At 72.1% G+C, this 26561-nt stretch carries 26 protein-coding genes; 24 read left to right on the forward strand and 2 right to left on the reverse strand.

The genetic code is table 11. The annotated features are described in order from the left end of the window. The first annotated feature begins 125 nt into the window (after positions 1-125). Together ftsY and ADL29_RS03200 are read left to right on the forward strand one after the other, a co-directional pair. Positions 126-1367: a signal recognition particle-docking protein FtsY gene (gene ftsY / locus ADL29_RS03195; protein ID WP_053922180.1), complete on the forward strand. Its 1242-nt coding sequence runs from the start codon at positions 126-128 to the stop codon at positions 1365-1367. Positions 1368-1539: 172 nt separating this feature from the next. Then, entirely contained in the window at positions 1540-2430 is an 891-nt protein-coding gene (locus tag ADL29_RS03200; protein ID WP_053922181.1) for an alpha/beta fold hydrolase, read from the forward strand. A gap of 47 nt (positions 2431-2477) precedes the next feature. On the opposite strand, the gene ADL29_RS03205 is transcribed toward ADL29_RS03200, so the two are convergent. After that, positions 2478-3146, reverse strand: coding sequence for a bifunctional DNA primase/polymerase (locus tag ADL29_RS03205; protein ID WP_046925790.1), 669 nt, complete (start codon positions 3144-3146; stop codon positions 2478-2480). A 506-nt stretch (positions 3147-3652) separates the two neighbouring features. On the opposite strand from ADL29_RS03205, the gene nsdA reads away from it, so the two are divergent. The 5 genes from nsdA (at position 3653) to ffh (ending at position 11311) form a co-directional block, all read left to right on the forward strand. After that, positions 3653-5131 carry a transcriptional repressor NsdA gene (gene nsdA, locus ADL29_RS03210; protein WP_053922182.1) on the forward strand — a complete coding sequence of 493 codons (1479 nt, stop codon included), beginning with the start codon at positions 3653-3655 and terminating at the stop codon, positions 5129-5131. Between the two features lie 295 nt (positions 5132-5426). Next, complete coding sequence (locus ADL29_RS03215; protein ID WP_053922183.1) at positions 5427-6767, forward strand: ammonium transporter; 1341 nt, start codon at positions 5427-5429, stop codon at positions 6765-6767. Then, complete coding sequence (locus ADL29_RS03220; RefSeq protein ID WP_046925787.1) at positions 6764-7102, forward strand: P-II family nitrogen regulator; 339 nt, start codon at positions 6764-6766, stop codon at positions 7100-7102. The genes ADL29_RS03215 and ADL29_RS03220 overlap by 4 nt, the downstream gene beginning before the upstream one ends. Before the next feature lie 126 nt (positions 7103-7228). After that, positions 7229-9655: a [protein-PII] uridylyltransferase gene (locus ADL29_RS03225; RefSeq protein WP_053922259.1), complete on the forward strand. Its 2427-nt coding sequence runs from the start codon at positions 7229-7231 to the stop codon at positions 9653-9655. Positions 9656-9763: 108 nt separating this feature from the next. Then, on the forward strand, positions 9764-11311 hold the full coding sequence (gene ffh, locus ADL29_RS03230) for a signal recognition particle protein (protein ID WP_053922184.1): 1548 nt from the start codon (positions 9764-9766) through the stop codon (positions 11309-11311). A 380-nt stretch (positions 11312-11691) separates the two neighbouring features. On the opposite strand, the gene ADL29_RS03235 is transcribed toward ffh, so the two are convergent. Next, positions 11692-12552 carry a methyltransferase domain-containing protein gene (locus ADL29_RS03235; RefSeq protein WP_053922185.1) on the reverse strand — a complete coding sequence of 287 codons (861 nt, stop codon included), beginning with the start codon at positions 12550-12552 and terminating at the stop codon, positions 11692-11694. Positions 12553-13021: 469 nt separating this feature from the next. Here ADL29_RS03235 and ADL29_RS03240 point away from each other — a divergent pair, with 469 nt between their 5' ends. The 17 genes from ADL29_RS03240 (at position 13022) to ADL29_RS03320 (ending at position 26465) form a co-directional block, all read left to right on the forward strand. Next, positions 13022-13612: a hypothetical protein gene (locus ADL29_RS03240; RefSeq protein ID WP_046925783.1), complete on the forward strand. Its 591-nt coding sequence runs from the start codon at positions 13022-13024 to the stop codon at positions 13610-13612. A 155-nt stretch (positions 13613-13767) separates the two neighbouring features. Continuing rightward, entirely contained in the window at positions 13768-14208 is a 441-nt protein-coding gene (gene rpsP / locus ADL29_RS03245) for a 30S ribosomal protein S16 (RefSeq protein WP_053922186.1), read from the forward strand. Positions 14209-14210: 2 nt separating this feature from the next. After that, positions 14211-14450: an RNA-binding protein gene (locus tag ADL29_RS03250; protein WP_030071708.1), complete on the forward strand. Its 240-nt coding sequence runs from the start codon at positions 14211-14213 to the stop codon at positions 14448-14450. 161 nt (positions 14451-14611) lie between these two features. Next, complete coding sequence (gene rimM / locus ADL29_RS03255; protein ID WP_046925781.1) at positions 14612-15166, forward strand: ribosome maturation factor RimM; 555 nt, start codon at positions 14612-14614, stop codon at positions 15164-15166. Beyond that, entirely contained in the window at positions 15166-15975 is an 810-nt protein-coding gene (gene trmD / locus ADL29_RS03260) for a tRNA (guanosine(37)-N1)-methyltransferase TrmD (protein WP_053922187.1), read from the forward strand. Before rimM ends, trmD begins: the two co-directional genes overlap by 1 nt. A gap of 134 nt (positions 15976-16109) precedes the next feature. Further along, complete coding sequence (rplS, locus tag ADL29_RS03265) at positions 16110-16457, forward strand: 50S ribosomal protein L19 (protein ID WP_046925779.1); 348 nt, start codon at positions 16110-16112, stop codon at positions 16455-16457. A gap of 96 nt (positions 16458-16553) precedes the next feature. Further along, positions 16554-17318, forward strand: coding sequence for a signal peptidase I (lepB, locus tag ADL29_RS03270; protein ID WP_053922188.1), 765 nt, complete (start codon positions 16554-16556; stop codon positions 17316-17318). Next, positions 17311-18378 (forward strand): signal peptidase I, encoded by a 1068-nt coding sequence (gene lepB / locus ADL29_RS03275; RefSeq protein ID WP_053922260.1) that lies wholly within the window; start codon positions 17311-17313, stop codon positions 18376-18378. The genes lepB (ADL29_RS03270) and lepB (ADL29_RS03275) overlap by 8 nt, the downstream gene beginning before the upstream one ends. Next, positions 18320-19303, forward strand: coding sequence for a signal peptidase I (gene lepB, locus ADL29_RS03280; protein ID WP_053922261.1), 984 nt, complete (start codon positions 18320-18322; stop codon positions 19301-19303). Before lepB (ADL29_RS03275) ends, lepB (ADL29_RS03280) begins: the two co-directional genes overlap by 59 nt. A gap of 54 nt (positions 19304-19357) precedes the next feature. Further along, a complete protein-coding gene (gene lepB, locus ADL29_RS03285) occupies positions 19358-20095 on the forward strand; it encodes a signal peptidase I (protein WP_053922189.1) in 738 nt (245 codons plus the stop codon). Further along, the gene (locus ADL29_RS03290) at positions 20088-20609 is read left to right on the forward strand and encodes an NUDIX hydrolase (RefSeq protein ID WP_053922190.1); all 522 of its coding nucleotides are present in this window, start codon (positions 20088-20090) and stop codon (positions 20607-20609) included. Before lepB (ADL29_RS03285) ends, ADL29_RS03290 begins: the two co-directional genes overlap by 8 nt. 38 nt (positions 20610-20647) lie before the next feature. Beyond that, positions 20648-20956 carry a DUF2469 domain-containing protein gene (locus ADL29_RS03295; RefSeq protein WP_003980220.1) on the forward strand — a complete coding sequence of 103 codons (309 nt, stop codon included), beginning with the start codon at positions 20648-20650 and terminating at the stop codon, positions 20954-20956. Between the two features lie 307 nt (positions 20957-21263). After that, complete coding sequence (locus ADL29_RS46205; RefSeq protein WP_053922262.1) at positions 21264-21584, forward strand: YraN family protein; 321 nt, start codon at positions 21264-21266, stop codon at positions 21582-21584. Further along, positions 21584-23200 (forward strand): YifB family Mg chelatase-like AAA ATPase, encoded by a 1617-nt coding sequence (locus tag ADL29_RS03305; RefSeq protein ID WP_053922191.1) that lies wholly within the window; start codon positions 21584-21586, stop codon positions 23198-23200. Before ADL29_RS46205 ends, ADL29_RS03305 begins: the two co-directional genes overlap by 1 nt. A gap of 174 nt (positions 23201-23374) precedes the next feature. Continuing rightward, entirely contained in the window at positions 23375-24613 is a 1239-nt protein-coding gene (gene dprA, locus ADL29_RS03310) for a DNA-processing protein DprA (RefSeq protein WP_078970679.1), read from the forward strand. Positions 24614-24983: 370 nt separating this feature from the next. Further along, positions 24984-25820 carry an RNA polymerase sigma factor WhiG gene (gene whiG / locus ADL29_RS03315; protein WP_053922192.1) on the forward strand — a complete coding sequence of 279 codons (837 nt, stop codon included), beginning with the start codon at positions 24984-24986 and terminating at the stop codon, positions 25818-25820. A gap of 105 nt (positions 25821-25925) precedes the next feature. After that, a complete protein-coding gene (locus ADL29_RS03320; RefSeq protein WP_053922264.1) occupies positions 25926-26465 on the forward strand; it encodes a TetR/AcrR family transcriptional regulator in 540 nt (179 codons plus the stop codon). Positions 26466-26561 lie beyond the last annotated feature (96 nt).

Below are 26561 nucleotides of genomic sequence, written 5' to 3' on the forward strand. Positions count from 1 at the left end.
TCGGAAATCCAGATTCTGGGGCGCGGCCCGGTGCCGTACGCCCGGACACAGAATCCGGAGGCCGCGCATCCGGGTTCGGCGCGTGCCGTCCCCGCCGGCGGGGCGTGGCTGATACTGGAGGGGTTATGGAAACCGTCATCCTTGCTGTAGTCATCGCCGTGGTCGTGCTCGGCGCGATCAGCGGGCTAGTCGTCAGCGGCCGCAAGAAGAAGCAGCTGCCGCCGTCCCCGCCGGCCGCCCCTTCCGCGCCCGCCACTCCCTCCGTCACCGCACCTCCCGCCGAGCCGCACGTCGGCGAGGAGGCCGAAGCCCCGAGCGACGAAGAACGTCGCACCATCGAAGAAGTCGGACTGCCCGAGGCCGGGGCCCCGGCAGCCGTCGCCGAACCCGAGGCGCCCGCCGCGCCCCCGGCACCGGCCATCGAGGTCCCCGAACCGACCGCCGGCCGCCTGGTCCGGCTGCGCGCCCGGCTCTCCCGCTCCCAGAACACCCTGGGCAAGGGCCTGCTGACGCTGCTCTCCCGCGAACACCTCGACGAGGAGACCTGGGAGGAGATCGAGGACACCCTGCTGACCGCCGACGTCGGCGTCACCCCCACCCAGGAACTCGTCGACCGCCTGCGCGAGCGCGTCAAGGTCCTCGGCACCCGCACCCCCGAGGACCTGCGCGCCCTGCTGCGCGAGGAACTGCTCGCCCTCATCGGCACCGACGCCGACCGCTCCGTGCACACCCACAACGGCATCGGCACCAACGGCGACGAGATCCCCGGCGTCGTGATGGTCGTCGGCGTCAACGGCACCGGCAAGACCACCACCACCGGCAAGCTCGCCCGCGTCCTGGTGGCCGACGGCAAGTCCGTGGTCCTCGGCGCCGCCGACACCTTCCGCGCCGCCGCCGCCGACCAGCTCCAGACCTGGGGCGAGCGGGTCGGCGCCCGTACGGTCCGCGGACCCGAGGGCGGCGACCCCGCCTCCATCGCCTTCGACGCGGTGAAGGAAGGCATCGCCGAGGCCGCCGACGTCGTCCTGATCGACACCGCCGGCCGGCTGCACACCAAGACCGGCCTGATGGACGAGCTCGGCAAGGTCAAGCGGGTCGTCGAGAAGCACGGCCCGGTCGGCGAGGTGCTCCTCGTCCTGGACGCCACCACCGGCCAGAACGGCCTGGTCCAGGCCCGGGTGTTCGCCGAGGTCGTGGACATCACCGGCGTGGTGCTGACCAAGCTGGACGGCACCGCCAAGGGTGGCATCATCGTCGCCGTCCAGCGCGAACTGGGCGTACCGGTCAAGCTGGTGGGCCTGGGCGAGGGCGCGGACGACCTCGCGCCGTTCGAGCCCGAGGCCTTCGTCGACGCGCTGATCGGCTGACGCCGTCTCCAGGCCACGCGCCTGGCTGTCATCGGCCCCCGGACCCGCACCACAGCGGGCACCGGGGGCCGACGTCTGTCCCGGGATGCCGGACCGGCAGCTCCTGAGCCGGCTGTCGCCCCGCGCGCATAATTCCCTGGAGCGCGCCCGCCACAGTCGTCACGCTGGGATCATGACGACGCACATCGCCGCCCCGGCTCGCACCGGCGCGGAACAACTCCCCGACGGGCGGCTGCTGGGCTGGGCGGAGTGGGGCCCGGCGGACGGTACGCCGGTGCTGCTCTCCCCGGGGGCGGCCACCAGCCGGCGCCTGGGATTCGGCCCCGAGGCCGTAGCGGGACGGGGAATCCGGCTGATCAGCCTGGATCGGCCCGGCCTGGGTGCCTCCTCGCCCGCGCCGGGGCGGACCTTTGCCGACTTCGCCCATGACATCAGGGACTTCGCCGCCCGGCGGGACCTCGGCCGGCCCGCCATGGTGGGCAATTCGCAGGGGGCGCCGTTCGCCCTCGCCTGCGCCGCACACCGTGTGATCGGCGCACTGGCGGTGGTCTCCGGGGCCGACGAGATCGCCGACCCGCGGTTCGCCGCGGTGCTGCCGGATGAGCTGCGGCGGCTGGTGGACCTCGCGGCGTCCGACCCGGATGCCGCCGAGCGGATCTTCGCCGGATTCACGCCGGACGCCATGTGGGACATGGTGAGGTCCGGCAGCCCCGACTGTGACCTCGCGGTCTATCAGGAGCCCGGGTTCGCCGCCGCCTACCGCCAGGCGCTGGAGGAGGCCTTCGCCCCGGGACCGCAGGGCTACGCCCGGGACACCGTGCTGGCCATGGGCCGGTGGGACATCGATCTCGCCTCGATCCGGATCCCGGTGGACCTGTGGTACGGCGAGGAGGACGGCGGCCACTCACCGGACCGGGGAGCCGGACTGACCCGGCGCATCCCGGGGGCCGTCCGGCACCTCGTTCCCGGAATCGGGGGCGCGGTGCTGTGGACCCACGCCGACGCCGTCCTCCACACGCTCCTCGGACGCGCCGGGGCAGCGGAGCCCGTCGGCACACCGTAACGAGGCCGGGGGCGGCGCCGGCCGTCGCGGACCGGCGGCACGGAGGGTCAGACGCACACCCGGGCGCAGAGATACGCCAGGGTGCCCACCACCAGCCGCGCCTGCGGCGGACGGTCCGCCGTCTCCAGGGCCGGCGGGCGCAGCCAGCGCATCGGGCCGTGGCCGCCGAGGTCGGACGGGGGCGCGGTGATGTGGTCGCCCTCGCCCAGCGGGCGCAGATCGAGATCGGCGTCGTCCCAGCCCGTCCGGTAGAGCAGGCCCGGCAGATCGGCGGCCGCTCCGGGGGCGACGAAGAACAGCGCGCGGCCGGTCGGGGTGGCGGCCACCGGGCCCAGCGGCAGCCCCATCCGCTGCAGCCGGGCCAGCGCGCCACGGCCCGCCGCCTCCGGGACGTCGAGGATGTCGAACGACCGGCCCACCGGGAGGAGCACGGCCGCACCGGGAGTCTGCGCCCAGGCCGCCGTGGCCTCCTCCAGCGTCGCCCCGGCCGCCAGCTCCTTGCCGAAGTCCAGCGGATGCGCACCGGGGGAGGGGCAGTCGGCGGCACCGCACGAGCAGTCGGTGCGGCCGCTGCCGGAGCGGGCCGCGCGGGCACCGGGGACGACATCCCAGCCCCACAGCCCGGTGTACTCCGCCACCGCCGTGATCTCGGACGAGCGGGCGCGGCGCCGCGCGCCGGACCGAATCTCCCGGATGCCGCCGATCGTGAAGCCCATGCCCCCTCCAACGGGTGCTGCCTGCCTGTGGTTACGAGCCGGTGAACCGCCCGGCGGACCCCCAACTCCCGCACCGCGCCGCACCGTCGGCGATCGGCGGTGCCGGTGCCCGGCGCGGCGTGTCGTGGTGCGCCGGGTGGTGCGGCGCGCGGCACACACCCTCATGCGCTCCGCTCCGCCCGGTCCGTTCCGACCTCTGTCAAGTCAATCGTGAGAGCCTGCCGGGCAGTTCATTCGAAGGGGTGGCGAATGGTGGCGTTTCAGCAATCGCCCTCGCGACGGGCGTGATCGTAGGATTACTTTCGGTGCGCGAACCCCGGAGAGGCATCATTCGCACGGGTATGCCGGTGGCAACGCACCGGTCGGGCACAGGCCAGAAGGTGTGGCCGGAATACGTGATCGGGTAGATGTACCGAGGACAGGAGCCGCAACGGGCGGCGTCCTGTGCGCGGTTCGCACCAAGCACCGAGCAACTACCGAGCAACGATCGGGATGGGGGCTTCCGAGTGGCCGGCAACGGCGGCACGGGCGGCACCGACGCCGCCAAGCGACCCAACGCACAACTGGGTTCGTGGTTCATGCGCAGTGGCTGGTCCAAGGGCGAGCTGGCGCGACAGGTCAACCGCCGGGCGCGCAACATGGGCGCCCACCACATCAGCACCGACACCTCCCGGGTGCGCCGCTGGCTCGACGGCGAGCAGCCGCGCGAACCCATCCCGCGGATCCTGTCCGAACTGTTCTCCGAGCGGTTCGGCTGCGTCGTCGGCATCGAGGAACTGGGCCTGCGCACCGCACACCAGTCCCCGTCCACCTCCGGCGTCGACCTGCCCTGGGCCGGCCCCCAGACGGTCAACCTCATCAGCGAGTTCTCCCGCAGCGACCTGATGCTGGCCCGCCGCGGCTTCCTGGGCACCTCGCTGGCGCTGGCGGCCGGACCCAGCCTGATCGAGCCGATGCAGCGCTGGCTGGTGCCGGTGCCCGCCGGCCAGGGCGGTGCGGAACCGGCACCGGAGCGCTCCCGGCGGCCCGCCCGGCTCTCCCGGCCCGAGCTCGAACTCCTGGAGTCCACGACCGCGATGTTCCGCCAGTGGGACGCCCAGTGCGGCGGCGGCCTGCGGCGCAAGGCGGTCGTCGGCCAGCTCCACGAGGTCACCGACCTGCTCCAGGAGCCGCACCCCGAGGAGATCTCCAAGCGGCTGTTCAAGGTCGCCGCCGAACTCGCCGAGCTGGCCGGCTGGATGAGCTACGACATCGGGCTCCAGCCCACGGCACAGAAGTACTTCGTCCTTGCCCTGCACGCCTCCAAGGAGGCCGGCGACCGCCCCCTGGGCTCGTACATCCTCTCCAGCATGAGCCGCCAGATGATCCATCTCGGCAGGTCCGAGGATGCGCTGGAGCTGATCCACCTCGCCCAGTACGGCAGCCGCGAGACGGCCACCGCCCGCACCCAGGCGATGTTGTATGCGATGGAGGCCCGCGCCTACGCCGGAATGGGCCAGCCCAGCAAGGTCAAGCGGGCCGTCCGGATGGCCGAGGACACCTTCTCCGACGTCATGCCGGGCGACCCCGAGCCGGACTGGATCCGCTTCTTCTCCGAGGCCGAGCTGAACGCCGAGAACGCCCACTCCTACCGCGACCTCGCCTATGTCGCGGGCCGCAGCCCCACCTACGCCTCGCTCGCCGAGCCCGTCATGCAGCGCGCCGTCGAGCTGTTCGGCAAGGACCCCGAGCACCAGCGCTCCTATGCCCTCAATCTGATCGGAATGGCCACCGTCCATCTGCTGCAGAAGGAGCCGGAGGCCTGTGCCGCGATGGCGCAGCAGGCGATCCCGTTCGCCAAACAGGTCCGCTCCGAGCGGGTCAACACCCGGCTGCGCAAGACGGTGGACACCGCGGCCCGCGAGTTCTCCGGCGTCGCCGAGGTGCGCCGGCTGAGCGATGAGCTCGCCCGCCAGCTGCCCGACCACGCGATGGAGGCCGTCTGACCCCACCGCCCCCGGCCCCCGGCCACGGCCGCCGCCCCGTACAGCCCGACTCGGCTTCCCCACGCCAGGTCTGCGGGCGGCGCGCCGTGGCCGGGTTTTGCGTGGGTTGTGGTGGTCCGTACGGGTGATGGCGCCCCTGCAGCGCAGTTCACCTCGGCGTAACACGCACGGCATCTTCGTCACTGCCGCGAAACACCGGCAAGGTTTGGCCGAAACCACCCTGCGACAACCTCATCGCGAAGTCGGCCCACCCCACCCCTCCCGCACGGGCCGTATCGACGACGAGGAGACGCCGATGGCCCCAGGCATCGTGACGCTCGCAGCAGAGGCACCGAAACTGAGCGCGGCCAACACCGGGTTCATGCTGATCTGCTCCGCACTGGTGATGGTCATGACCCCTGGTCTCGCCTTCTTCTACGGCGGCATGGTCCGCGTGAAGAGCGTGCTCAACATGCTGATGATGAGCTTCATCAGCCTGGGCATCGTGACCCTGCTGTGGGTCTTCTACGGCTTCGGACTCTCCTTCGGCACCGACAAGGGCGGCTTCATCGGCTGGGACGGTCACTTCGCCGGCCTCAGCGGAATCGGCCTGACCGAGCTGTGGGGCACCTACAACATCCCCATCTACGTCTTCGCCGTCTTCCAGCTGATGTTCGCGATCATCACCCCCGCGCTGATCAGCGGCGCGCTCGCGGACCGGGTGAAGTTCACCGCCTGGGCGCTGTTCATCGCCCTGTGGGTCACCCTCGTCTACTTCCCCGTCGCCCACTGGGTGTGGGGTGAGGGCGGCTGGCTCTACAAGCTGGAGGTCATCGACTTCGCCGGCGGTACGGCCGTCCACATCAACGCCGGTGCCGCGGCGCTCGGCGTGATCCTCGTCGTCGGCAAGCGCATCGGCTTCAAGAAGGACCCGATGCGCCCGCACAGCCTGCCCCTGGTGATGCTCGGCGCCGGACTGCTGTGGTTCGGCTGGTTCGGCTTCAACGCCGGCTCCTGGCTCGGCAACGACGACGGGATCGGCGCGGTCGCCTTCATCAACACCCAGGTCGCCACCGCCGCCGCGATGCTCGGCTGGCTCGCCTACGAAAAGCTGCGGCACGGCTCCTTCACCACGCTCGGCGCGGCCTCCGGCGCGGTCGCCGGACTGGTCGCGATCACCCCCGCCTGCGGCTGCGTCAGCCCGCTCGGCGCCATCGCGATCGGTGTGATCGCCGGTGTGCTGTGCGCGATGGCCGTCGGCCTGAAGTACAAGTTCGGCTACGACGACTCCCTCGACGTCATCGGCGTCCACCTGGTCGGCGGGATCACCGGATCGCTGCTGATCGGGCTCTTCGCCACCGGCGGGGTGCAGAGCGAGGCCAAGGGCCTGTTCTACGGCGGCGGCTTCGACCAGCTCGGCAAGCAGGCCATCGGGGTCGTCAGCGTCCTGCTGTACTCCCTGGTCGTCTCGTTCGTCCTTGCCAAGGTCATCGACCTGGTGATGGGCTTCCGGATCGAGGCGGACGACGAGATCGCCGGCATCGACCAGGCCGCACACGCCGAGACGGCGTACGACTTCACCGGCGCGGGCGGCGGCGCGATGGCCCGCAAGGGCCCGGCACTCGGCGAGACCCTGACGAAGAAGGTGGACGCGTGAAGCTCATCACGGCAGTAATCAAGCCGCACCGGCTGGACGAGGTGAAGGACGCCCTGCAGGCCTTCGGCGTGCACGGCCTGACCGTCACCGAGGCCAGCGGCTACGGCAGACAGCACGGGCACACGGAGGTGTACCGCGGCGCCGAGTACACCGTCGACCTGGTGCCCAAGATCCGCATCGAGGTCCTGGTCGAGGACGCCGACACACAGCAGCTGCTGGACGTCATCGTCAAGGCGGCCCGCACCGGCAAGATCGGGGACGGGAAGGTGTGGAGCGTCCCGGTGGACGACGCGGTGCGCGTACGGACCGGGGAACGCGGACCCGACGCGCTCTGACGCGCCGGAACCGGCACCGCTCCCGCGGAGGTCGTCGCTCGCCGCGGGGGCTGCTCAATTGATGGTTGCGGTGGGCCGGCCGGAGACGGCCGGCCCACCGCGCACGACGCGGCCTTGGAGCATCTGTTGACGGACGAGACAACCGGCGGCTACCCCGCCGCCCGCCTGCGCCTTCTCCAGGACGACACGGCCGCCGGGCCCGCCCGCCGGGCCGCCCTCGCCCGGCTGACCGACGACTGGCTCGCCGCGCTGCTGGACCGCGCCGCCACCGAGGCCGCCGTCTCCGGCATCGCCCTCGTCGCGGTCGGCGGCTACGGCCGCGGCGAACTCTCCCCCCGCAGCGACCTCGATCTCCTCCTCCTGCACAACGGAAGCGCCGACACGGGCGCGGTCGCCAAGCTCGCCGACCACCTCTGGTACCCCGTCTGGGACCTGGGCCTCGAGCTCGACCACTCCGTACGCACCCCCGCCGAGGCCCGTAAGGCCGCCCGCGACGACCTCAAGGTCCAGCTGGGCCTGCTGGACGCCCGCCACCTGGGCGGCGACCCCGGACTGACCGCCGCACTGCGCACCGCCGCCTACGCCGACTGGCGCGAGAGCGCCCCCAAGCGGCTGCCGGAACTCCACGAACTCTGCCAGGAGCGCGCCGAACGCCAGGGCGAGCTGCAGTTCCTCCTCGAACCGGACCTCAAGGAGGCGAAGGGCGGACTGCGGGACGCCACCGCGCTACGGGCCGTCGCCGCCTCCTGGCTCGCCGACGCCCCCCGCGGCGGCCTGGAGGACGCCCGCACCCGCCTCCTGGACACCCGCGACGCGCTCCACCTGGTCACCGGCCGCGCCAGCGACCGCCTCTCCCTTCAGGAACAGGCCCAGGTCGCGGACGCCCTCGGCGAGCCGGACGCCGACGCCCTGCTCCGCCGGACCTACGAAGCCGCCCGTACCGTCTCCTACGCCGCCGACGTCACCTGGCGCGAGGTCAGCCGGATCCTGCGCGCCCGCTCCGTCCGGCCCACCCTGCGCGGCCTGCTCTCCGGCCGTACCGCAGGCAGAGGGGAACGCTCACCGCTCGCCGACGGCGTCGTCGAACTCGACGGCGAGGCCGTCCTGGCCCGCAGCGCCCGGCCCGAACACGACCCCGTACTGGTGCTGCGCGCCGCGGCCGCCGCCGCTCAGGCCGGGCTGCCGCTGGCCACCCACGCCATCCGCCGCTGCGCCACCGCCGCGGCCGCCGCACCGCTGCCCGAGCCCTGGCCCGCCGAGGCCCGCGAGCAGCTGATCACCCTCCTGGGCGCGGGCGCACCCACCGTGCCCGTATGGGAGTCCCTGGAGGCCGAGGGCATCGTCACGCGGCTGCTGCCCGAATGGGAGCGGGTCCGCTGCCGCCCCCAGCGCAACCCCGTCCACACCTGGACCGTCGACCGCCACCTGGTCGAGACCGCGGTCCGCGCCTCCGCCCTCACCCGCCGGGTGCACCGCCCCGACCTGCTGCTGATCGCCGCGCTGCTGCACGACATCGGCAAGGGCCTGCCCGGCGACCACTCGGCCGCCGGCGAACCCCTCGCCCGGGACATCGCCGCCCGGCTCGGCTTCGAGCCCCGCGACACGGCCGTGATCGGCACCCTCGTACGCCACCACCTCCTGCTCATCGAGACCGCCACCCGCCGCGACCTCGACGACCCGGCCACGGTCGGCGCGGTCGCGGACGCGGTCGGCAACGCCGGCACCCTGGAGCTGCTGCACGCCCTGACCGAGGCCGATGCGCTCGCCACCGGACCCGCCGCCTGGAGCGCCTGGCGCGGCGGACTCGTCGCCGACCTGGCCAAACGGGTCGCCGCACGGCTCGCCGGGGAGGCCGAACCGGACACCGGCGGCACCGATGAGCCGACCGCGGAGCAGGAGCGGCTGGCGGTCGAGGCCGGGCGCACCGGCGGCCCCGTCCTGGCCCTGCACACCCGCGCCGAAGCGCCCGCCGAGGACGGCGCCCAGGAGCCCGTCGGCGTGGAACTCCTCATCGCCGTCCCCGACCAGCCCGGCGTGCTGCCCGCCGCCGCCGGGGTCCTCGCCCTGCACCGCCTCACCGTCCGCGCCGCCGACCTGCGCACCCTCGATCCCATAGGGAACGGCCCGGTCCTCCTGCTCACCTGGCGGGTGGCCGCCGAATACGGTTCGCTGCCCGACGCCGGCCGGCTGCGCGCGGACCTGGTCCGCGCCCTGGACGGCTCCCTCGACATCCCCGCCCGCCTCGCCGAGCGCGAACGCGCCTACGCCCGCCGCGCCCGCGCCACCCTCGCCCCGCCGCCCCGGGTGACCGTCGCCCCCGGCACCTCCCGCACCGCGACCGTCATCGAGGTACGGGCCCAGGACGCGCACGGCCTGCTGCACCGGATCGGGCGGGCGCTGGAGGGGGCCGGGGTGTGGGTGCGCAGTGCGCACGTCTCCACATTGGGGGCCAATGCGGTGGACACGGTCTACGTCACGCGCCAGGACGGCACACCGCTCGCCGAGACGGAGGCGCGGCAGCTCGCCGAGACGGTGCAGGCAGCCCTGCTCTGACCCCTGCTGTAGCGCACCGCACACCGACCCGCACCGCCGAGCTTGCAGGGGCGGATACCCTAGAACGCGACTGCACCCTGCCCCCGACCCCGAGGATCGACGACCGCCGTGTTCGATACGCTTTCCGACCGCCTGGCGAGTACTTTCAAAAACCTCCGGGGCAAGGGCCGCCTGAGCGAGGCGGACATCGACGCCACCGCGCGCGAGATCCGGATCGCCCTGCTGGAGGCCGATGTCGCCCTCCCCGTCGTCCGGGCCTTCATCAAGCAGGTCAAGGAACGCGCGACCGGCTCCGAGGTCTCCCAGGCGCTGAACCCCGCCCAGCAGGTCATCAAGATCGTCAACGAGGAGCTCATCGGCATCCTCGGCGGCGAGACCCGCCGGCTGCGCTTCGCCAAGCAGCCGCCGACCGTGATCATGCTGGCCGGTCTGCAGGGTGCCGGTAAGACCACCCTCGCCGGAAAGCTCGGCCGCTGGCTCAAGGGCCAGGGCCACTCCCCGCTGCTGGTCGCCTGTGACCTCCAGCGCCCCAACGCCGTCAACCAGCTGCAGGTCGTCTCCGAGCGTGCCGGCGTCGCCTTCTACGGGCCCCAGCCGGGCAACGGCGTCGGCGACCCCGTCCAGGTCGCCAAGGACTCCATCGAGCACGCCCGGACCAAGCAGTACGACGTCGTCATCGTCGACACCGCCGGCCGCCTGGGCATCGACCAGGAGATGATGCAGCAGGCCGCGGACATCCGTGACGCGGTCGGCCCCGACGAGATCCTCTTCATCGTCGACGCGATGATCGGCCAGGACGCGGTCAACACCGCCGAGGCCTTCCGCGACGGCGTCGGCTTCGACGGCGTCGTCCTCTCCAAGCTCGACGGCGACGCCCGCGGTGGTGCCGCGCTCTCCATCGCGCACGTCACCGGCAAGCAGATCATGTTCGCCTCCAACGGCGAGAAGCTGGACGACTTCGACGCGTTCCACCCGGACCGCATGGCGTCCCGCATCCTCGGCATGGGCGACATGCTCAGCCTCATCGAGAAGGCCGAGCAGACCTTCAGCCAGGCCGAGGCCGAGAAGATGGCGGCCAAGCTGGCGAAGGGTCCCAAGGAGTTCACCCTCGACGACTTCCTGGCCCAGATGGAGCAGGTCAGGAAGATGGGCTCCATCTCCAAGCTGCTCGGCATGCTGCCCGGCATGGGGCAGATGAAGGAGCAGATCAACAACCTCGACGAGCGCGAGGTGGACCGCACCGCCGCCATCATCAAGTCGATGACGCCGGGCGAGCGCCAGGACCCGACGATCATCAACGGCTCGCGGCGCGCCCGTATCGCCAAGGGTTCCGGCGTCGACGTCAGCACCGTCAAGAACCTGGTCGAGCGCTTCTTCGACGCCCGCAAGATGATGTCGAAGATGGCCCAGGGCGGCGGCATGCCCGGGATGCCGGGGATGCCGGGCATGGGTGGCGGCGCCGCCCGCAAGAAGAAGCAGGTCAAGCAGGCCAAGGGCAAGCGCAAGAGCGGTAACCCGATGAAGCGCAAGGCCGAGGAGCAGGCCGCGGCCGCCCGCCGCGAGGCCGGTCCGGCGGGCAGCCCGTTCGGGCTGCCGCAGGGTGAGCAGCCGCAGGACTTCGAGCTCCCGGAGGAGTTCAAGAAGTTCATGGGTTAGTCCGACGTTGCCGCTGCGCTTGGCTTTGGCCGTACGTCGTCGGCTGTCCCGCCGTGGGGTTTCTCTGTGCGCCTGCGGCGGGCGGGGGTTGGTTGTCGGCCGCGGTGCCGGCCCTCCGGACTCCGTCCTGCGGTCCGTCCCCTCCCGACGGTGGGGGGAGAAGAGGCCAGTGGGGGCGAGCACGATCCGTCCACTGCTCGCACGTACGGGATTAGGGACACCCCCACCGGTCTTCTCCCACCCTCAACGGGGAGGTGCCGGGCTGTAGCGGCGGAGCCGTGTAAGCCCGGTGCCGCTGCCGGTCAGCCCCGCGCAGCGGCACCGCCCGCCGCAGGCGCACCAGTGAAACCCCTACGGCGGGAAAGCCGACAACGTGGGGCTCAGGCAAAGCGCAGCGGACGGGCCACCACGTACCGGAACACGTTCGGCATCCAGACCGTCCCGTCCGCCCGCTGATGCGGGTGCAGCGCCTCGCCGAGCTCCTTCTCCACCTGCCGTCGCTCGGTCACCTCCAGCGCGGCGTCGAAGGCTCCCGTCGACAGCAGGCCGCGCACCGCGCTCGGCAGGTCCGCATAGCCGAACGGGCAGGCCACCCGCCCCGAGCCGTCGGGCCGCAGTCCCGCCCGTTCCGCCAGGTCCTCCAGGTCGTCCCGCCCGCCGGGCCGCCAGCCGCCGCCCCTGTGCAGGGGGTCGGCCAGCCGCCGTGCGACCCGCAGCACCCCGGCGGTGGCGCACCGTTCCGCGGGGCCCCAGCCGCCCAGCACCACCGCGCCGCCGCGCTCCGCGAGAACGGCCGCCGCGGTCAGCGACGCCGTCAGTTCCTCGACGGTGCTCCCGCAGTCCGACGGATGGAACGCGGTGATCACATGGAACGGCGCGTCCCCGGACGCCGCCTCCAGCCCGCCGTGCACCAGCCGGGCCGCCCCCGGGCCGCCGTTCGGTGAGAGCCGCTCCCGCGCCAGCTCCAGCCGCGACGCGTCCGCGTCCACCCCGCTGACCTGTGCCCCCCGCGCCGCCGCCAGCAGCAGCGCGAGCCCGGAACCGCAGCCGAGCCCCAGCAGCCGGGTGCCGGCGCCGATCCCCAGCCGGTCGTACGCGGCCTCGTACAGCGGCACCAGCATCCGCTCCTGGATCTCGGCCCAGTCCCGGGCCCGCGCCTGCGAACCGGCCGGATCGCGAGGGCCCGCTCCGTGCGGGGAGGCGGGGTCCGGAAGCTGGTGCCGCACGAGCGTGGGTGACATGGAAGGGCCCCTATTCGCCGAGAACCGAAGCTGTTCAGTGCCGATCGCCCCCGTGTCCGAGCGTTGTGCGCCCCCGCAATCCAGACAACTGCGCATCCGTCCGGTCGTCCAGAGGGTGCGCCGGGGTTGTCTCCCGCGCGCCCCCGTATGCGCCGGGCCCCCCGCCGTGCGCGCCGTTTCAGCCTGCCCCGGCCCGCGCCGGTCCGCCACGCCGGAGCCCGCCGATCGCCGTGCCGCCCCGTTCGGCGGACGGTGCCCCGTGGCCCTACGGTGGGCCGTACGATCCCCGTCGGGACCGCGGCCCCGGCGGGCGCGCGTATTACGCCGTGCGGTGTACGCGGGGGTACGCCCCGGCTTGCGGGCGACTGGCCCACGGCACGGCCCATGACCAGAAACTGACTGGTACGTGCAAATTATTTGGGATGGCCCGGAATCGGAACACTGGGCGACCCCGGCTCGTTGTCACGACGTGAGCACGACACCGCCTGTTCTCGCCGCCGAGCTGGCGCTCGCGTGGGCCGATATTCAACGGCACCACCCCGAGCTGCCGGACCTGGCCGCGCCCGAGTCCCTGATCGGAGAGTCCTCGTCCGCCTGCGGCGCCGAACTCTCCTTCGAACGGCTGCTCCACGAGGCAGTCCACGGCATCGCCGCCGCCCGCGGCATCCGCGACACCTCCCGGGCAGGCCGCTACCACAACCGCCGGTTCCTGGCGATCGCCGAGGAGCTGGGCCTGGACCATGTCGACGAACCGCATCCCAGCAGCGGCTTCTCCCTGGTCACACTCAGTCCCGAGGCCCGGAGGCGCTACCGCCCCACCATCGAGCGCCTCGCCAGAGCCCTCAAAGCACACACCGTGGCCACCGCCACCGACACCGCCCGCAGCTTCCGCGGCCCGGCCGCCCGGCACGGCTCCTCCGGAGGCGGCGTCCGCGTCAAGGCCGTGTGCGACTGCGGGCGCAACGTCCGCGTCGTACCGTCCGTGCTGGCCCAGGCGCCGATCGTCTGCGGCGGCTGCGGCAAGCCCTTCCGCATCCCCGAGGTGGCCGCGGTCGGCTGACCGCACCGCGTGTGGCACAATGGCCAGCTGTACTCGACAGCCGCACAGGACCCCTCTCTCCTCCGGCTGACGCGTCCATCGGGCACCCGAGTACCGCAACCCCACGTGGCATCTCGTTGTGCCCCACCACGTCAAGACCAGGAGACACCACTCCCGTGGCAGTCAAGATCAAGCTGAAGCGTCTGGGCAAGATCCGTTCGCCTCACTACCGCATCGTCATCGCCGACTCCCGTACCCGCCGTGACGGCCGGGCCATCGAGGAGATCGGCCTGTACCACCCGGTGCAGAACCCCTCGCGCATCGAGGTCAACTCCGAGCGTGCCCAGTACTGGCTGAGCGTCGGTGCGCAGCCGACCGAGCCCGTTCTGGCCATCCTCAAGGTCACCGGCGACTGGCAGAAGTTCAAGGGCCTGCCGGCCCCGGCGCCGATGAAGGTCGCCGAGCCCAAGGCCGACAAGCGCGCCCTCTTCGAGGCCGCCGCCAAGGCTTCCGGTGACGAGCCGAAGGGTGAGGCCATCACCCCGAAGGCGAAGAAGGCCGACAAGAAGGCGGATGAGGCTGCGGCCGAGTCCACCTCCGAGTCGACCGAGGCCTGAGCATGCTCGAGGAAGCCCTCGAGCACCTCGTCAAGGGCATCGTCGACAACCCCGATGACGTGCAGGTAGCCTCGCGCACCCTGCGCCGCGGGCGCGTTCTCGAGGTCCGGGTTCACCCCGACGACCTCGGCAAGGTGATCGGCCGCAACGGCCGTACCGCCCGCGCCCTGCGAACCGTCGTGGGCGCCATCGGCGGCCGGGGTATCCGCGTCGACCTGGTCGACGTGGACGACGTCCGCTGACAAGTTGAACACCGGCTCGGGCCGGGGAGGGCTTTCGAGCCGTCCCCGGCCCGTACCCGTTGGCGGCGATCTCCTGTGGGCCGCCACCATCAATCGAGGAACCACGACGGCGAGAGACCACCTTCGCGAAAGCGGCGGCGGTTCAGCCGCAAGGAGCAGTAGTGCAGCTGGTAGTTGCCCGAATCGGCCGGGCCCACGGCATCAAGGGCGAGGTCACCGTAGAGGTGCGCACCGACGAGCCCGAACTGCGGCTCGCCCCCGGGGCCGTCCTCGCCACCGATCCGTCCTCCGCCGGGCCGCTGACCATCGCCACCGGGCGGGTGCACAGCGGCCGGCTGCTGCTGCGCTTCGAGGGCGTCGCTGACCGTACCGCCGCCGAGGCGCTGCGCAACATCCTGCTGATCGCGGAGGTCGACCCCGAGGAGGTCCCCGAGGACCCCGAGGAGTTCTACGACCACCAGCTGATCGACCTCGATGTCGTCACCCGCGACGGCACCGCCGTCGGCCGGATCACCGAGGTCTCCCACCTGCCCTACCAGGACCTGCTGATCGTCGAGCGTCCCGACGGCAGCGAGGTCATGGTCCCGTTCGTCGCCGAGATCGTCCCCGAGATCGACCTCGAGGAGCAGCGCGCGGTGATCGACCCGCCGCCCGGCCTGCTCGACGACAGCGAGGCGGAGATCGCCTCCAGCCGTTCCGCCCGCGAGGACAGCTGATGCGGCTCGACATCGTCACGATCTTCCCCGAATACCTCGAGCCGCTGAACGTCTCCCTCGTCGGCAAGGCCCGCGCCCGCGGGCAGCTCGACGTCCGCATCCACGACCTGCGGGAGTGGACGCACGACAAGCACCACACCGTCGACGACACCCCCTACGGCGGCGGCCCCGGCATGGTCATGAAGCCCGAGCCGTGGGGCGAGGCCCTGGACGAGATCCTCGCCTCCGGCGACGGGCGGCCCGTCATGGTCGTCCCCACCCCCAGCGGCGCGCCCTTCACCCAGCAGCTCGCCGTCGAGCTCTCCGAAGCCCCCTGGCTGGTGTTCACACCCGCCCGCTACGAAGGCATCGACCGCCGCGTCATCGAGGAGTACGGCGACCGCCTCGACGTCCGCGAGGTGTCCATCGGCGACTACGTCCTGGCCGGCGGCGAGGCACCCGTCCTGGTCATGGTCGAGGCCATCGCCCGTCTGCTGCCCGGCGTCCTCGGCAACGCCGCCTCCCACCAGGACGACTCCTTCGCGCCCGGCGCGATGGCCGACCTCCTGGAGGGCCCCGTCTACACCAAGCCCCCCGAGTGGCGCGGCCGTACGATCCCCGAGGTGCTGCTCAGCGGCCACCACGGCAAGATCGCCAGGTGGCGCCGCGACGAGGCGTTCCGCCGCACCGACCGCAACCGCCCCGATCTGATCGAGCGCGCCGACCCCGCCGCATTCGACAAGAAGGACCGCGAGATCCTCGCCGCGCTGGGCTGGGCACCGGGAACGGACGGCCGATTTGGGCGCACGAGCGAGGCCGTGGAAGAATAGGCCGCTGCTGTGTGCGTCCGGTGCGCGCCCCTGCCACAGGGGGAACGACGCCCGCCCGACGGAACGGCAGCTCGAACATCCCTTTTCAACTTCCCGTTGATGACCTGTGGCATCAGCGAAGAAAGCAGTAGGTCATGAACCTTCTCGACTCCGTCGACGCCGCGTCGAAGCGCAGCGACATCCCGGCCTTCCGCCCGGGTGACACCGTCAACGTCCACGTCCGCGTCATCGAGGGCAACCGCTCCCGTGTGCAGCAGTTCAAGGGCGTGGTCATCCGCCGTCAGGGCGCCGGCGTGCGCGAGACCTTCACGGTCCGCAAGGTCAGCTTCTCCGTCGGCGTCGAGCGCACCTTCCCGGTGCACACCCCGATCGTCGAGAAGATCGAGGTCGTGACCCGCGGTGACGTCCGTCGCGCCAAGCTGTACTACCTGCGCGAGCTCCGCGGCAAGGCCGCGAAGATCAAGGAGAAGCGCGACAACTGAGCGCGGCCGCACCGGAGCGCGAATTTTTGCGCCGGAGCAACGCAAAGCCAAGCTCACGTACGGCGTCCGGAAACGGCCGGATAGGCTCGGGCCCCGATGGACACCGACGCACAGCTCCCGGAGCGCGACCCCTCTCCCACCCCCGAACAGGGGTCGGAGCAGCGGTCGCGCTCCGCGCGTTTTCCCGCGGGAATCGCGCGCCTCGGCCACCGGCCCGTCACCCTGCTGGTGTGCTGCCTGGCCTTTCTGTTCCTGCTCAGCACGTTCGTCGTACAGCCTTTTCTGATCCCCAGCTCCTCCATGGAGAACACCCTGCGGATCGGGGACCGGGTGCTGGTCAACAAGCTGGCGTACCGTTTCGGAGGTGAGCCCCGGCGCGGCGATGTCGTGGTGTTCGACGGCACGGGGTCCTTCGTTCACAGCAACTCGGGAGAGAATCCCGTCACGGCCCTGCTGCGCGGGGCCGGCGCGGCGCTGGGCCTGGCCCGGCCCGCGGACACCGACTACGTCAAGCGGGTGATCGGGGTCGGCGGCGACCACGTGACCTGCTGTGACAAACGGGGGCGGATCAAAGTGAACGGAAGGCCGGTCAGCGAGGGCTATCTCCATCCCGGGGACGCCCCGTCGTCGGTGGACTTCGACATCGTGGTGCCGGAAGGGAAGCTGTGGGTGATGGGGGACCACCGCGCAAGGTCCAGCGATTCCCGCGACCACCTCGGTGAGGCCGGCGGCGGCACCGTACCGGTCGGCAAGGTGATCGGCCGGGCCGACTGGATCAGCTGGCCCGTAGGCCGCTGGAGCACCATCGACGCCCCGCGCTCCTTCGATGCCATACCCGTCCCGGCAGGCCCCCATGGGTAAGCGCGGCAAGCCCCGCCACGGGGGCCGGAGCGCCGCCCCGGCGCCGGATGCGCAGGAGCCCGGCACCGACGCGCCCGCGGCGGGCGGTGAGCCCGGCGGGAGCCCCCGCCGGACCGGCGGCCGGGCCGAGCGCCGCCGCCAGGCCAAGCGCATCAAACGCCGCAGACAGCGCTCCTACCTCAAGGAAATCCCGATCCTCATCGGGGTGGCGCTGGCCATCGCCCTGGTACTGAAGACCTTCCTGGTCCAGGCGTTCGTGATCCCGTCCGGCTCCATGGAGAAGACGATCAAGATCGGCGACCGGGTGCTGGTCGACAAGCTCACGCCCTGGTTCGGCGCCAAGCCGGAACGCGGTGATGTCGTGGTCTTCAAGGACCCGGGGAACTGGCTGCCCCCGGACGAGAAGAGCCGCATCGGCGGTGAGCCGCCGGTGGGGGTGAAGCAGTTCAAGGACTTTATGACCTTCATCGGACTGCTGCCCTCCGCCGACGAAAAAGACCTGATCAAGCGGGTCATCGGGGTCGGCGGCGACACCGTGAAGTGCTGCGATGTCAAGGGCCGTGTCACCGTCAACGGCACACCGCTGAACGAGCCGTACATCCACCCCGGAAACCCGCCCTCGCAGCTGAAATTCACCGTGCACGTCCCCACCGGACGGATCTTCGTGATGGGCGACCACCGCTCGGACTCCGCGGATTCACGCTTCCACCTGGATGAGCCGTACCGTGGCACGGTCTCGGAGGACAACGTCGTGGGACAGGCCGTGGTGATCGCCTGGCCGTTCAGCCACTGGCGGCGTCTGGAGGAGACCGGCACCTTCCAGACGGTGCGCGACGCGCCGGGTGCGAGAGCGGCTGCCGGGCAGGTGCCGCATAGGCTGTACCCCGAGAGTTTGGCCGTACTCCCGACCCCTGCGGAACTCCCGCTCGTTATGGGAGTGGTGGGCCTGCACCGGTTGACGGGCGGGCGAGTGCGTGGAGTAAGGAGCAGATGTGGGGGACTTGGCGGTCGGCGCGCGGTCCGGAACCGAAGAGCCCGAAGAGCCGGCGGGGCAGGTTGAGTCCTCGCACCAGGCGACGAGTTCCGCGCATCAGTCACAGTCACAGTCGAAGTCAGCGTCTCAGCGGCCGGCGCCGCCCGGTCCGGCCGGCCCGTCCGTCACGGCGGACGAGGAGGTAGCCGGCAGGGTGAAGAAGGCCAAGAAGCCGCGCGCCTTCTGGAAGGAGCTGCCGATCCTCATCGGCATCGCCCTTCTCCTCGCGCTGCTGATCAAGACGTTCCTGGTGCAGGCGTTCTCCATCCCCTCCGACTCCATGCAGGACACCCTGCAGCGGGGGGACCGGGTGCTGGTCGACAAGCTGACGCCGTGGTTCGGGTCGAAGCCGCAGCGCGGCGAGGTCGTCGTCTTCCACGACCCGGGCGGCTGGCTCAACGAGACGCCCACCCCCGAGCCCAACCCCGTCCAGAAGGTCCTCAGCTTCATCGGCCTGATGCCGTCCGCCGAGGAGAAGGACCTGATCAAGCGGGTCATCGCGGTCGGCGGCGACACCGTGGAGTGCCATGGCACCGGCCCGGTGAAGGTCAACGGCAAGGCGCTCCAGGAGGACTCGTACATCTTCCCCGGCGCCACCCCCTGCGGTGACCGCGCCTTCGGCCCGATCAAGGTCCCCAAGGGCCGCATCTGGGTCATGGGCGACCACCGCGACGACTCGCTCGACTCCCGCTACCACCAGAACCTCAAGGGCAATGGCACGGTCTCGGTCGACGAGGTGGTCGGCCGCGCCTTCACCATCGCCTGGCCGATCGACCGCTGGGCGACGCTGCCGGTGCCCGACACCTTCGGCCAGCCCGGGATCAACACCGCGATGGCGGCGGCCCCGGCCACCCTGGGCCTCGCGGGCGCCGTGCCGATCGTGCTCTGGCGCCGCCGGAGGCTGAGCGGAGATCGTCCCCGGGTACTGACCGGCAGCCGTTACCCCAGGTAGGGTGCCGTCCCAGATCTTCGACGCGGGCGCCGCCCGCAGGGTGGGAGCGCTGGGATGAGCAGCAGTACGGAACGCAGGACCGACGGCCGCGGCCGGACCACGGGCAGTGTGCTGTCCGGTCTGGCCGTGGCCGTCGGCTGTGTGCTGTTCCTGGGCGGCTTCGTGTGGGCGGCACTGATCTACCGCCCCTACACGGTGCCGACCGACTCGATGTCGCCGACCATCGCCGTCGGCGCGCGGGTCCTGGCCGAAAAGGTGGACGGCTCCGAGATACGCCGCGGCGACATCGTCGTCTTCAAGGACGCCGCCTGGGGCGAGCTGCCGATGGTCAAGCGCGTCGTCGGCGTGGGCGGTGACAAGGTCGCCTGCTGCACCGAGCAGGGCAGGCTCACCATCAACGGCAAGCCCGTCGAGGAACCGTATCTGCAGGGCCATGGCCCCGCCTCGCCCGTCGGCTTCAAGGCCGCCGTCCCCGCCGGCCAGCTCTTCCTCCTGGGCGACCACCGCAGCGACTCCCTCGACTCGCGCGTCCACCTCACCGACGGCGACCACGGCTCCGTACCGCGCAGCGCCGTCCAGGGCCGCGTCGACGCCCGCGCCTGGCCACTCGGCAGCATCGGTGTGATGCAGCGCCCCGCCGGCTTCGCCGCGCTCCCCGGCGGCACCTCACAGCCCGGCCCCGTCCAGCCCATCACCCTCGCCGTCGTTGCCGGAGCGGTCCTCATCCTGGCCGGTGCCGCCTACGGCCCGATTGCCCGGCGCAGGACCCGCAAGGCCCGCAGCCATGACTGAGCCCGCGCCCCCCTCCGCCACCGACGGCTCCGCCGGTCACCGGCAGGTCTCGCGCATCGTCCTGCTCGACCCCGACGACCGGATCCTGCTGCTCCACGGCTTCGAACCGGACAACCCCTCCGACACCTGGTGGTTCACCCCCGGAGGCGGCCTGGAGGGCGGCGAGACCCGCGAGGAGGCGGCCCGCCGCGAACTCGTCGAGGAGACCGGCATCACCGACGCGGTCCTCGGCCCCGTCCTGTGGAAACGCCGCTGCTCCTTTCCCTTCGACGGGCGGCGCTGGGACCAGGACGAGTGGTATTACCTGGGACGTACGGACCGGACCGCCACCGATATGGCCGGGCAGACGGACCTGGAGCGACGCAGCGTCTCGGGGCTGAGGTGGTGGACTGTGGAGGAACTGTCTGCGTCGCATGAGACGGTGTATCCGACCAGACTCGCCGAGCTGCTGCGCACACTGCTCGACGAAGGGCCCCCGAGTGCGCCGGTGCTCCTGGAGACCGAGCGGGTCTGACGCACAATGGGGGGACGCACGGCTGAAGGGGATCTGCCATGAGCGCCGAGGACCTCGAGAAGTACGAGACCGAGATGGAGCTGAAGCTCTACCGGGAGTACCGCGACGTCGTCGGGCTGTTCAAGTACGTGATCGAAACCGAGCGTCGCTTCTACCTCACCAATGACTACGAGATGCAGGTGCACTCCGTTCAGGGCGAGGTCTTCTTCGAGGTCTCGATGGCCGACGCCTGGGTGTGGGACATGTACCGCCCGGCCCGATTCGTCAAGCAGGTGCGCGTCCTCACATTCAAGGATGTGAACATCGAGGAGCTCAACAAGAGCGATCTCGATCTTCCGGGGAGCTGAGGCCGGAACCGGCCGCGGGCCCGGTCACCCGTGCGGGTGACGGGGTTGTCCACAACCGAGCAGTTATCCACCAAGATCCAAAACAAAGGCGTGGAGGCGTCACAGTCGGTGCCGGAGGTGGTGCCGAGTGAACGCCACGCAGGCCGGCCGGGAAGCCGGGAACACCGCACGGACCGCACAGAACACAGGCCGCCAGGGGCTCTCCAGGCGCCCGGGAGACCGGAACCCGGAGGGCAGGGCGGCGCGGCGCCGTCCGGCCGCCACCCCGGCGGACCCTCGGCGGGCGCTCGGACGCTACGGCGAGGATCTGGCCGCCCGGCGGCTGACCGAAGCCGGAATGCGGATCCTGGACCGCAACTGGCGCTGCCGCGACGGCGAGATCGACATCGTGGCCGCCGACGGCGACGCCCTGGTCGTCTGCGAGGTGAAAACCCGCCGCGCGGCCTCGTACGAACACCCGATGGCCGCCGTACGGGCCGGGAAGACCGAGCGCTTACGCAGGCTGGCGGAGCGCTGGCTGGAGCGCTACGGCGGCCCGCCGCCCGGCGGCGTCCGCATCGACGTCATCGGCGTCCTGCTCCCCGCCCGCGGCGCCCCGGTGGTCGAGCACGTACGGGGGGTGGCGTAATGGGATTCGCCCGTACCTGCTCCGTAACCCTGGTCGGCGTCGAAGGCGTCGTGGTCGAGGTCCAGGCCGACCTGGAGCCGGGAGTGGCGGCCTTCACCCTGGTCGGACTGCCCGACAAAAGCCTGGTCGAATCCAAGGACCGGGTGCGCGCGGCGGTGGTGAACTCCGGAGCCGAGTGGCCGCAGAAGAAGCTGACCGTCGGCCTCAGCCCGGCATCCGTCCCCAAGAGCGGCAGCGGTTTCGACCTGGCCGTGGCCTGCGCCGTCCTCGGCGCCGCCGAACGCCTCGACCCCCGCGAACTCACCGACCTGATGATGATCGGCGAACTGGGCCTCGACGGCAGAGTCCGCCCCGTACGCGGTGTACTGCCCGCCGTCCTGGCCGCCGCCGACGCCGGATACCGCCAGGTCGTCGTGCCGGAACGCACGGTGGCCGAGGCCTCGCTCGTCCCCGGCATCTCCGTCCTGGGTGTCCGCAGCCTGCGCCAGCTCATCGCCGTCCTCGCCGACGAACCGGTGCCCGACGAAGACGCGGACACCGCCACCGGAGGCCGCCCCGATCCCCTCCTGTCCGGCCTGGCCGTCCCCGGCACCGGCGCCTGCGCCGGTCTGCCGCCAGGAGACCGCGTACTCGACCTGGCGGATGTCGCCGGCCAGCACAACGCCCGGCGCGCCCTGGAAGTGGCCGCCGCCGGACGCCACCACATCTTCTTCAAGGGCCCGCCCGGAGCAGGCAAAACCATGCTCGCCGAACGCCTCCCGGGGCTCCTGCCGGCCCTCTCGCCGAAGGAATCCCTGGAGGTCACCGCCGTCCACTCGGTAGCCGGCACCCTCCCGCCAGGACAGCCCCTCGTCGACCGCCCGCCCTACTGCGCCCCGCACCACTCCGCGACCATGGCCTCCCTCGTCGGCGGTGGCACCGGCCTGCCCCGCCCCGGAGCCGTATCGCTCGCCCACCACGGTGTGCTGTTCGTGGACGAGGCGGCCGAATGTGACGCCCGCGTCCTGGACGCACTGCGCCAGCCCCTGGAGTCGGGCCATGTCGTCGTCGCCCGGGCCGCGGGCATGATGCGCATGCCGGCCCGCTTCCTCCTGGCCCTCGCGGCGAACCCCTGCCCCTGCGGGCGACACGGCACCACCGGCGGCGGCTGCGAATGCCGCCCCTCGTCGATCCGGCGCTACCGAGCGCGGCTGTCCGGCCCGCTGATGGACCGCGTGGACCTGCGGATCGCCGTGGAACCGGTCGCCCGCTCCGAGCTGGCCGCACTCGGCCGGGGCGAATCCACCGCCTCGGTCGCCGAACGCGTACGGTCCGCCCGAGCCCGCGCCGCCGCCCGCTTCGCCGACACCCCCTGGAACACCAACAGCGAGGTCCCCGGCCATGAGCTGAGAACCCGCTGGCAGGCCGACCCCGGCGCCCTCGACCAGGCGGAACGCGACCTGGAATGCGGCCTCCTGACGGCCCGTGGCCTGGACCGCGTCCTCCGCGTCGCCTGGACCTCCGCCGACCTCGCCGGCCGCGACCGGCCCACGCGGGACGATGTCGACTGGGCCCTGGAGCTGCGGACCGGGGTACGGCGCGGCAGCCCGATAGGAGCGCCGGGGCCGGGGCGGTGACGGCCCGGCTCGCGGGCCCGGGGGAGCGGCCGACGCGGCGGCTCCGGACCGCCGCGCCGGCCCGTACGAACGGCAGCGGTCCCGCGCGCGGCCCGCGCCCCGGCACGCCACGGCGGCCACTTCGGCACAACCCGGCCGCGTGACCACGCGGCCCCCGGACGAACAAGGGACGTCATGAACGGCACGGACGCATGGGGCTTCGCCACGCGCGAAGCCGCCGACACCACACGCAACGGAGCCGCCGGCCGGCCGGCGGCTCACCACACGCCGTACGAGCCGCAGCGCACGGCGCGCGCGGCGCTCACCCGCATCCTCGAGCCGGGCGACGAAACCGCCGGCCGATGGCTGCGCCACATGGGCCCGGAGGCCCTGTGGCGCGCACTGTCCGGCGACGCCGACCCGCCCCAAGGCGCGAGCCCCGACAAGATCGCGGGCCTGCGGCTGCGCGCGGCGCGCACCGACCCCGCCGCGGACCTGGCCGCCGTCGCCGCCCTCGGCGGCCGCTTCATCATCCCCGGGGACGAGGAATGGCCCGGTCAGCTCGACGACCTCGGCGACGGCCGCCCCATCGGCCTGTGGGTACGCGGCACGGCGAACCTCCGCTTCTGGGCGCTGCGCTCGGTCGCTGTCGTCGGCGCGCGAGCCTGCACCGAATACGGCGCCCACCTCGCCGCCACCCTCGCCACGAGCCTTGCCGAACGCGGCTGGACCGTTGCCTCCGGAGCCGCGTACGGCGTCGACGGCGCGGCACACCGGGGCGCTCTGGCCGCCGACGGCGCGACCTTCGCCGTACTCGCCTCCGGCGTCGACTACGCCTACCCGCGCGGACACACCGAACTGCTCACCCGCATCGCCGAACAGGGCCTGCTCGTCGCCGAGTTACCGCCCGGCGACCACCCCACCCGCAGCCGTTTCATCCAGCGCAACCGTGTCATCGCAGCCCTCACCAGAGGCACCGTCGTGATCGAGGCCGAACTCCGCAGCGGCTCACTGGTCACCGCCCGGCGGGCACTGGCCCTCGGCCGCTTCACCATGGGCATGCCCGGACCCGTGACCAGCGGCCTGTCTGCAGGCGTGCACCAACTCCTGCGCGGCGAGGCGCTGCTGGTCACCGACGCCGACGAGGTCATCGAGCTCGTCGGCAGCATCGGCGACCTCGGCCCCCAGCGGCACGGCCCGACCCTAGCCCGCGACGTCCTCGACCCCGTCGCGGCCCGCGTACTGGAGGCCCTGCCCGCCCGCGGCGGCGCGGACGCCGGACACCTCGCCGGGGAAGCGGGCACCACCCGCGACCTCGTGCAGAGCAAGCTCGTCGAGCTGCAGTCCCTCGGATTCGTGCAAAGGTGCGGTGCCCGCTGGGAGTTGGCCCGGCACGCCGGGCCCGCCGAAGGTTCCCGGCGAGGCGGTACTTGACCTGGGGCGAACGGGTGAAAGGGTGAGGGGAATGACCGCAGAATCCAGGTTTGCCTTGCTTCGGCGCGTGGCGCCGACCTGTTGCGAGACGGTGAGGCGGCGCACCGGGCGCCCGGGACCGCGCCCGCCGCGTCATGACGCCCGGCCGCCGGGACCCTCGGAGAGCCGCGCCCGGCACCGGGCCCCGGCGCCGCCACGCCGTACGAGGTAACCCTGAGGTGCGGGCTGCGGAACGTATCTGCGCACGCCCCACCCCCTCCTCCTCGCGCACCGCAACGCCGCGGTCACGCTACGCTCACATGCACTTCACCCAGCAACCGTCCACCCATCCCCCCGTCCAGCGTCTCGGCAGAACGGCTCAAGGCGACGAATGCCCCAGCACACCTCCGGGTCTGACCGCGCGGCTGTACCACCGGCCGCGCGCGGCAGCGTGCGCCCCGCCGCGCCCTCCTCGCTCGACGAGCTGTGGCGCGCCTACAAGGCATCGGGCGACGGGCGGTTGCGGGAGCAGCTGATCCTGCACTACTCCCCGCTGGTGAAATACGTCGCCGGCCGCGTCAGCGTCGGACTGCCCCCCAACGTCGAACAGGCCGACTTCGTCTCCTCCGGAGTCTTCGGCCTGATCGACGCCATCGAGAAGTTCGAGCCGGAACGCTCCATCAAGTTCGAGACCTACGCGATCACCCGCATCCGCGGCGCCATGATCGACGAGCTGCGCGCGCTGGACTGGATTCCCCGGTCCGTACGGCAGAAGGCCCGAGCCGTGGAACGGGCGTATGCCACCCTCGAGGCGCAGCTGCGCCGCACCCCGTCCGAGGCGGAGGTCGCCGACGAGATGGGCATCGCCCTGGACGAACTCCACGCGGTGTTCAGCCAGCTGTCCCTGGCCAACGTCGTGGCGCTGGAGGAGCTGCTGCACGTCGGCGGCGAGGGCGGCGAACGCCTCAGCATCATGGACACGCTGGAGGACACCGCCGCCGAGAACCCCGTCGAAATCGCCGAGGACCGCGAGCTGCGGCGACTGCTCGCGCGCGCCATCAACACGCTGCCCGACCGGGAGAAAACCGTGGTCACCCTCTACTACTACGAGGGCCTCACACTCGCCGAGATCGGCAATGTCCTCGGCGTCACCGAGAGCCGGGTGAGCCAGATCCACACCAAGTCCGTGCTGCAGCTCCGGGCGAAGCTCGCCGACGTCGGACGCTGAACCTCCGGCACCGGGGTGCCGGGCGGAGTGCCGCGACGGGCGCCCCATCCGTACAGTGGGGGCGTGCCAAGGATTCGAGCGGCCTCTGTGGCCGAGCACCGGACGATGCAGCGCGGCGCCCTCCTGGACGCCGCCCGCACCCTGCTGTCCGAAGGCGGGACGGAGGCGCTGACCTTCCCCGCCCTCGCCGAGCGCACGGGACTTGCGCGCTCCTCCGTGTACGAGTACTTCCGCTCCCGCGCGGCCGTCGTCGAGGAGCTGTGCGCCGTCGACTTCCCGGTCTGGGCCGCGGAGGTCGAGGCGGCGATGGAGCGTGCCGGTACGCCCGAGGACAAGATCGAGGCGTATGTGCGACGGCAGCTGGCCCTGGTGGGGGACCGGCGCCACCGGGCTGTCGTCGCCATCTCGGCCGGCGAACTGGACGCCGGCGCGCGCGAAAAGATCCGCGCGGCGCACGGCGGGCTCATCGCCATGATCGTCGAAGCCCTGGCCGCGCTCGGCCACGAACAGCCCCGACTCGCCGCCATGCTCCTCCAGGGCGTAGTCGATGCCGCGGTGCGGCGCATCGAGCTCGGCGCGGCGGAGGACCCGGACGAGATCACGGAGGCGGCGGTGGGGATGGTCCTGCGCGGAGTCCGCGGCTGACCCGGGGGGCCTCCCCCCGCCCCGCCCACCCCCTCCCCCCCCACCCCGCCCGCTGGCACGGCAGCTGCAGTGGAATCTCCAGCCGCAGCCGCAGCC

This window comes from Streptomyces chattanoogensis, from assembly GCF_001294335.1.
Classification (GTDB): domain Bacteria; phylum Actinomycetota; class Actinomycetes; order Streptomycetales; family Streptomycetaceae; genus Streptomyces; species Streptomyces chattanoogensis.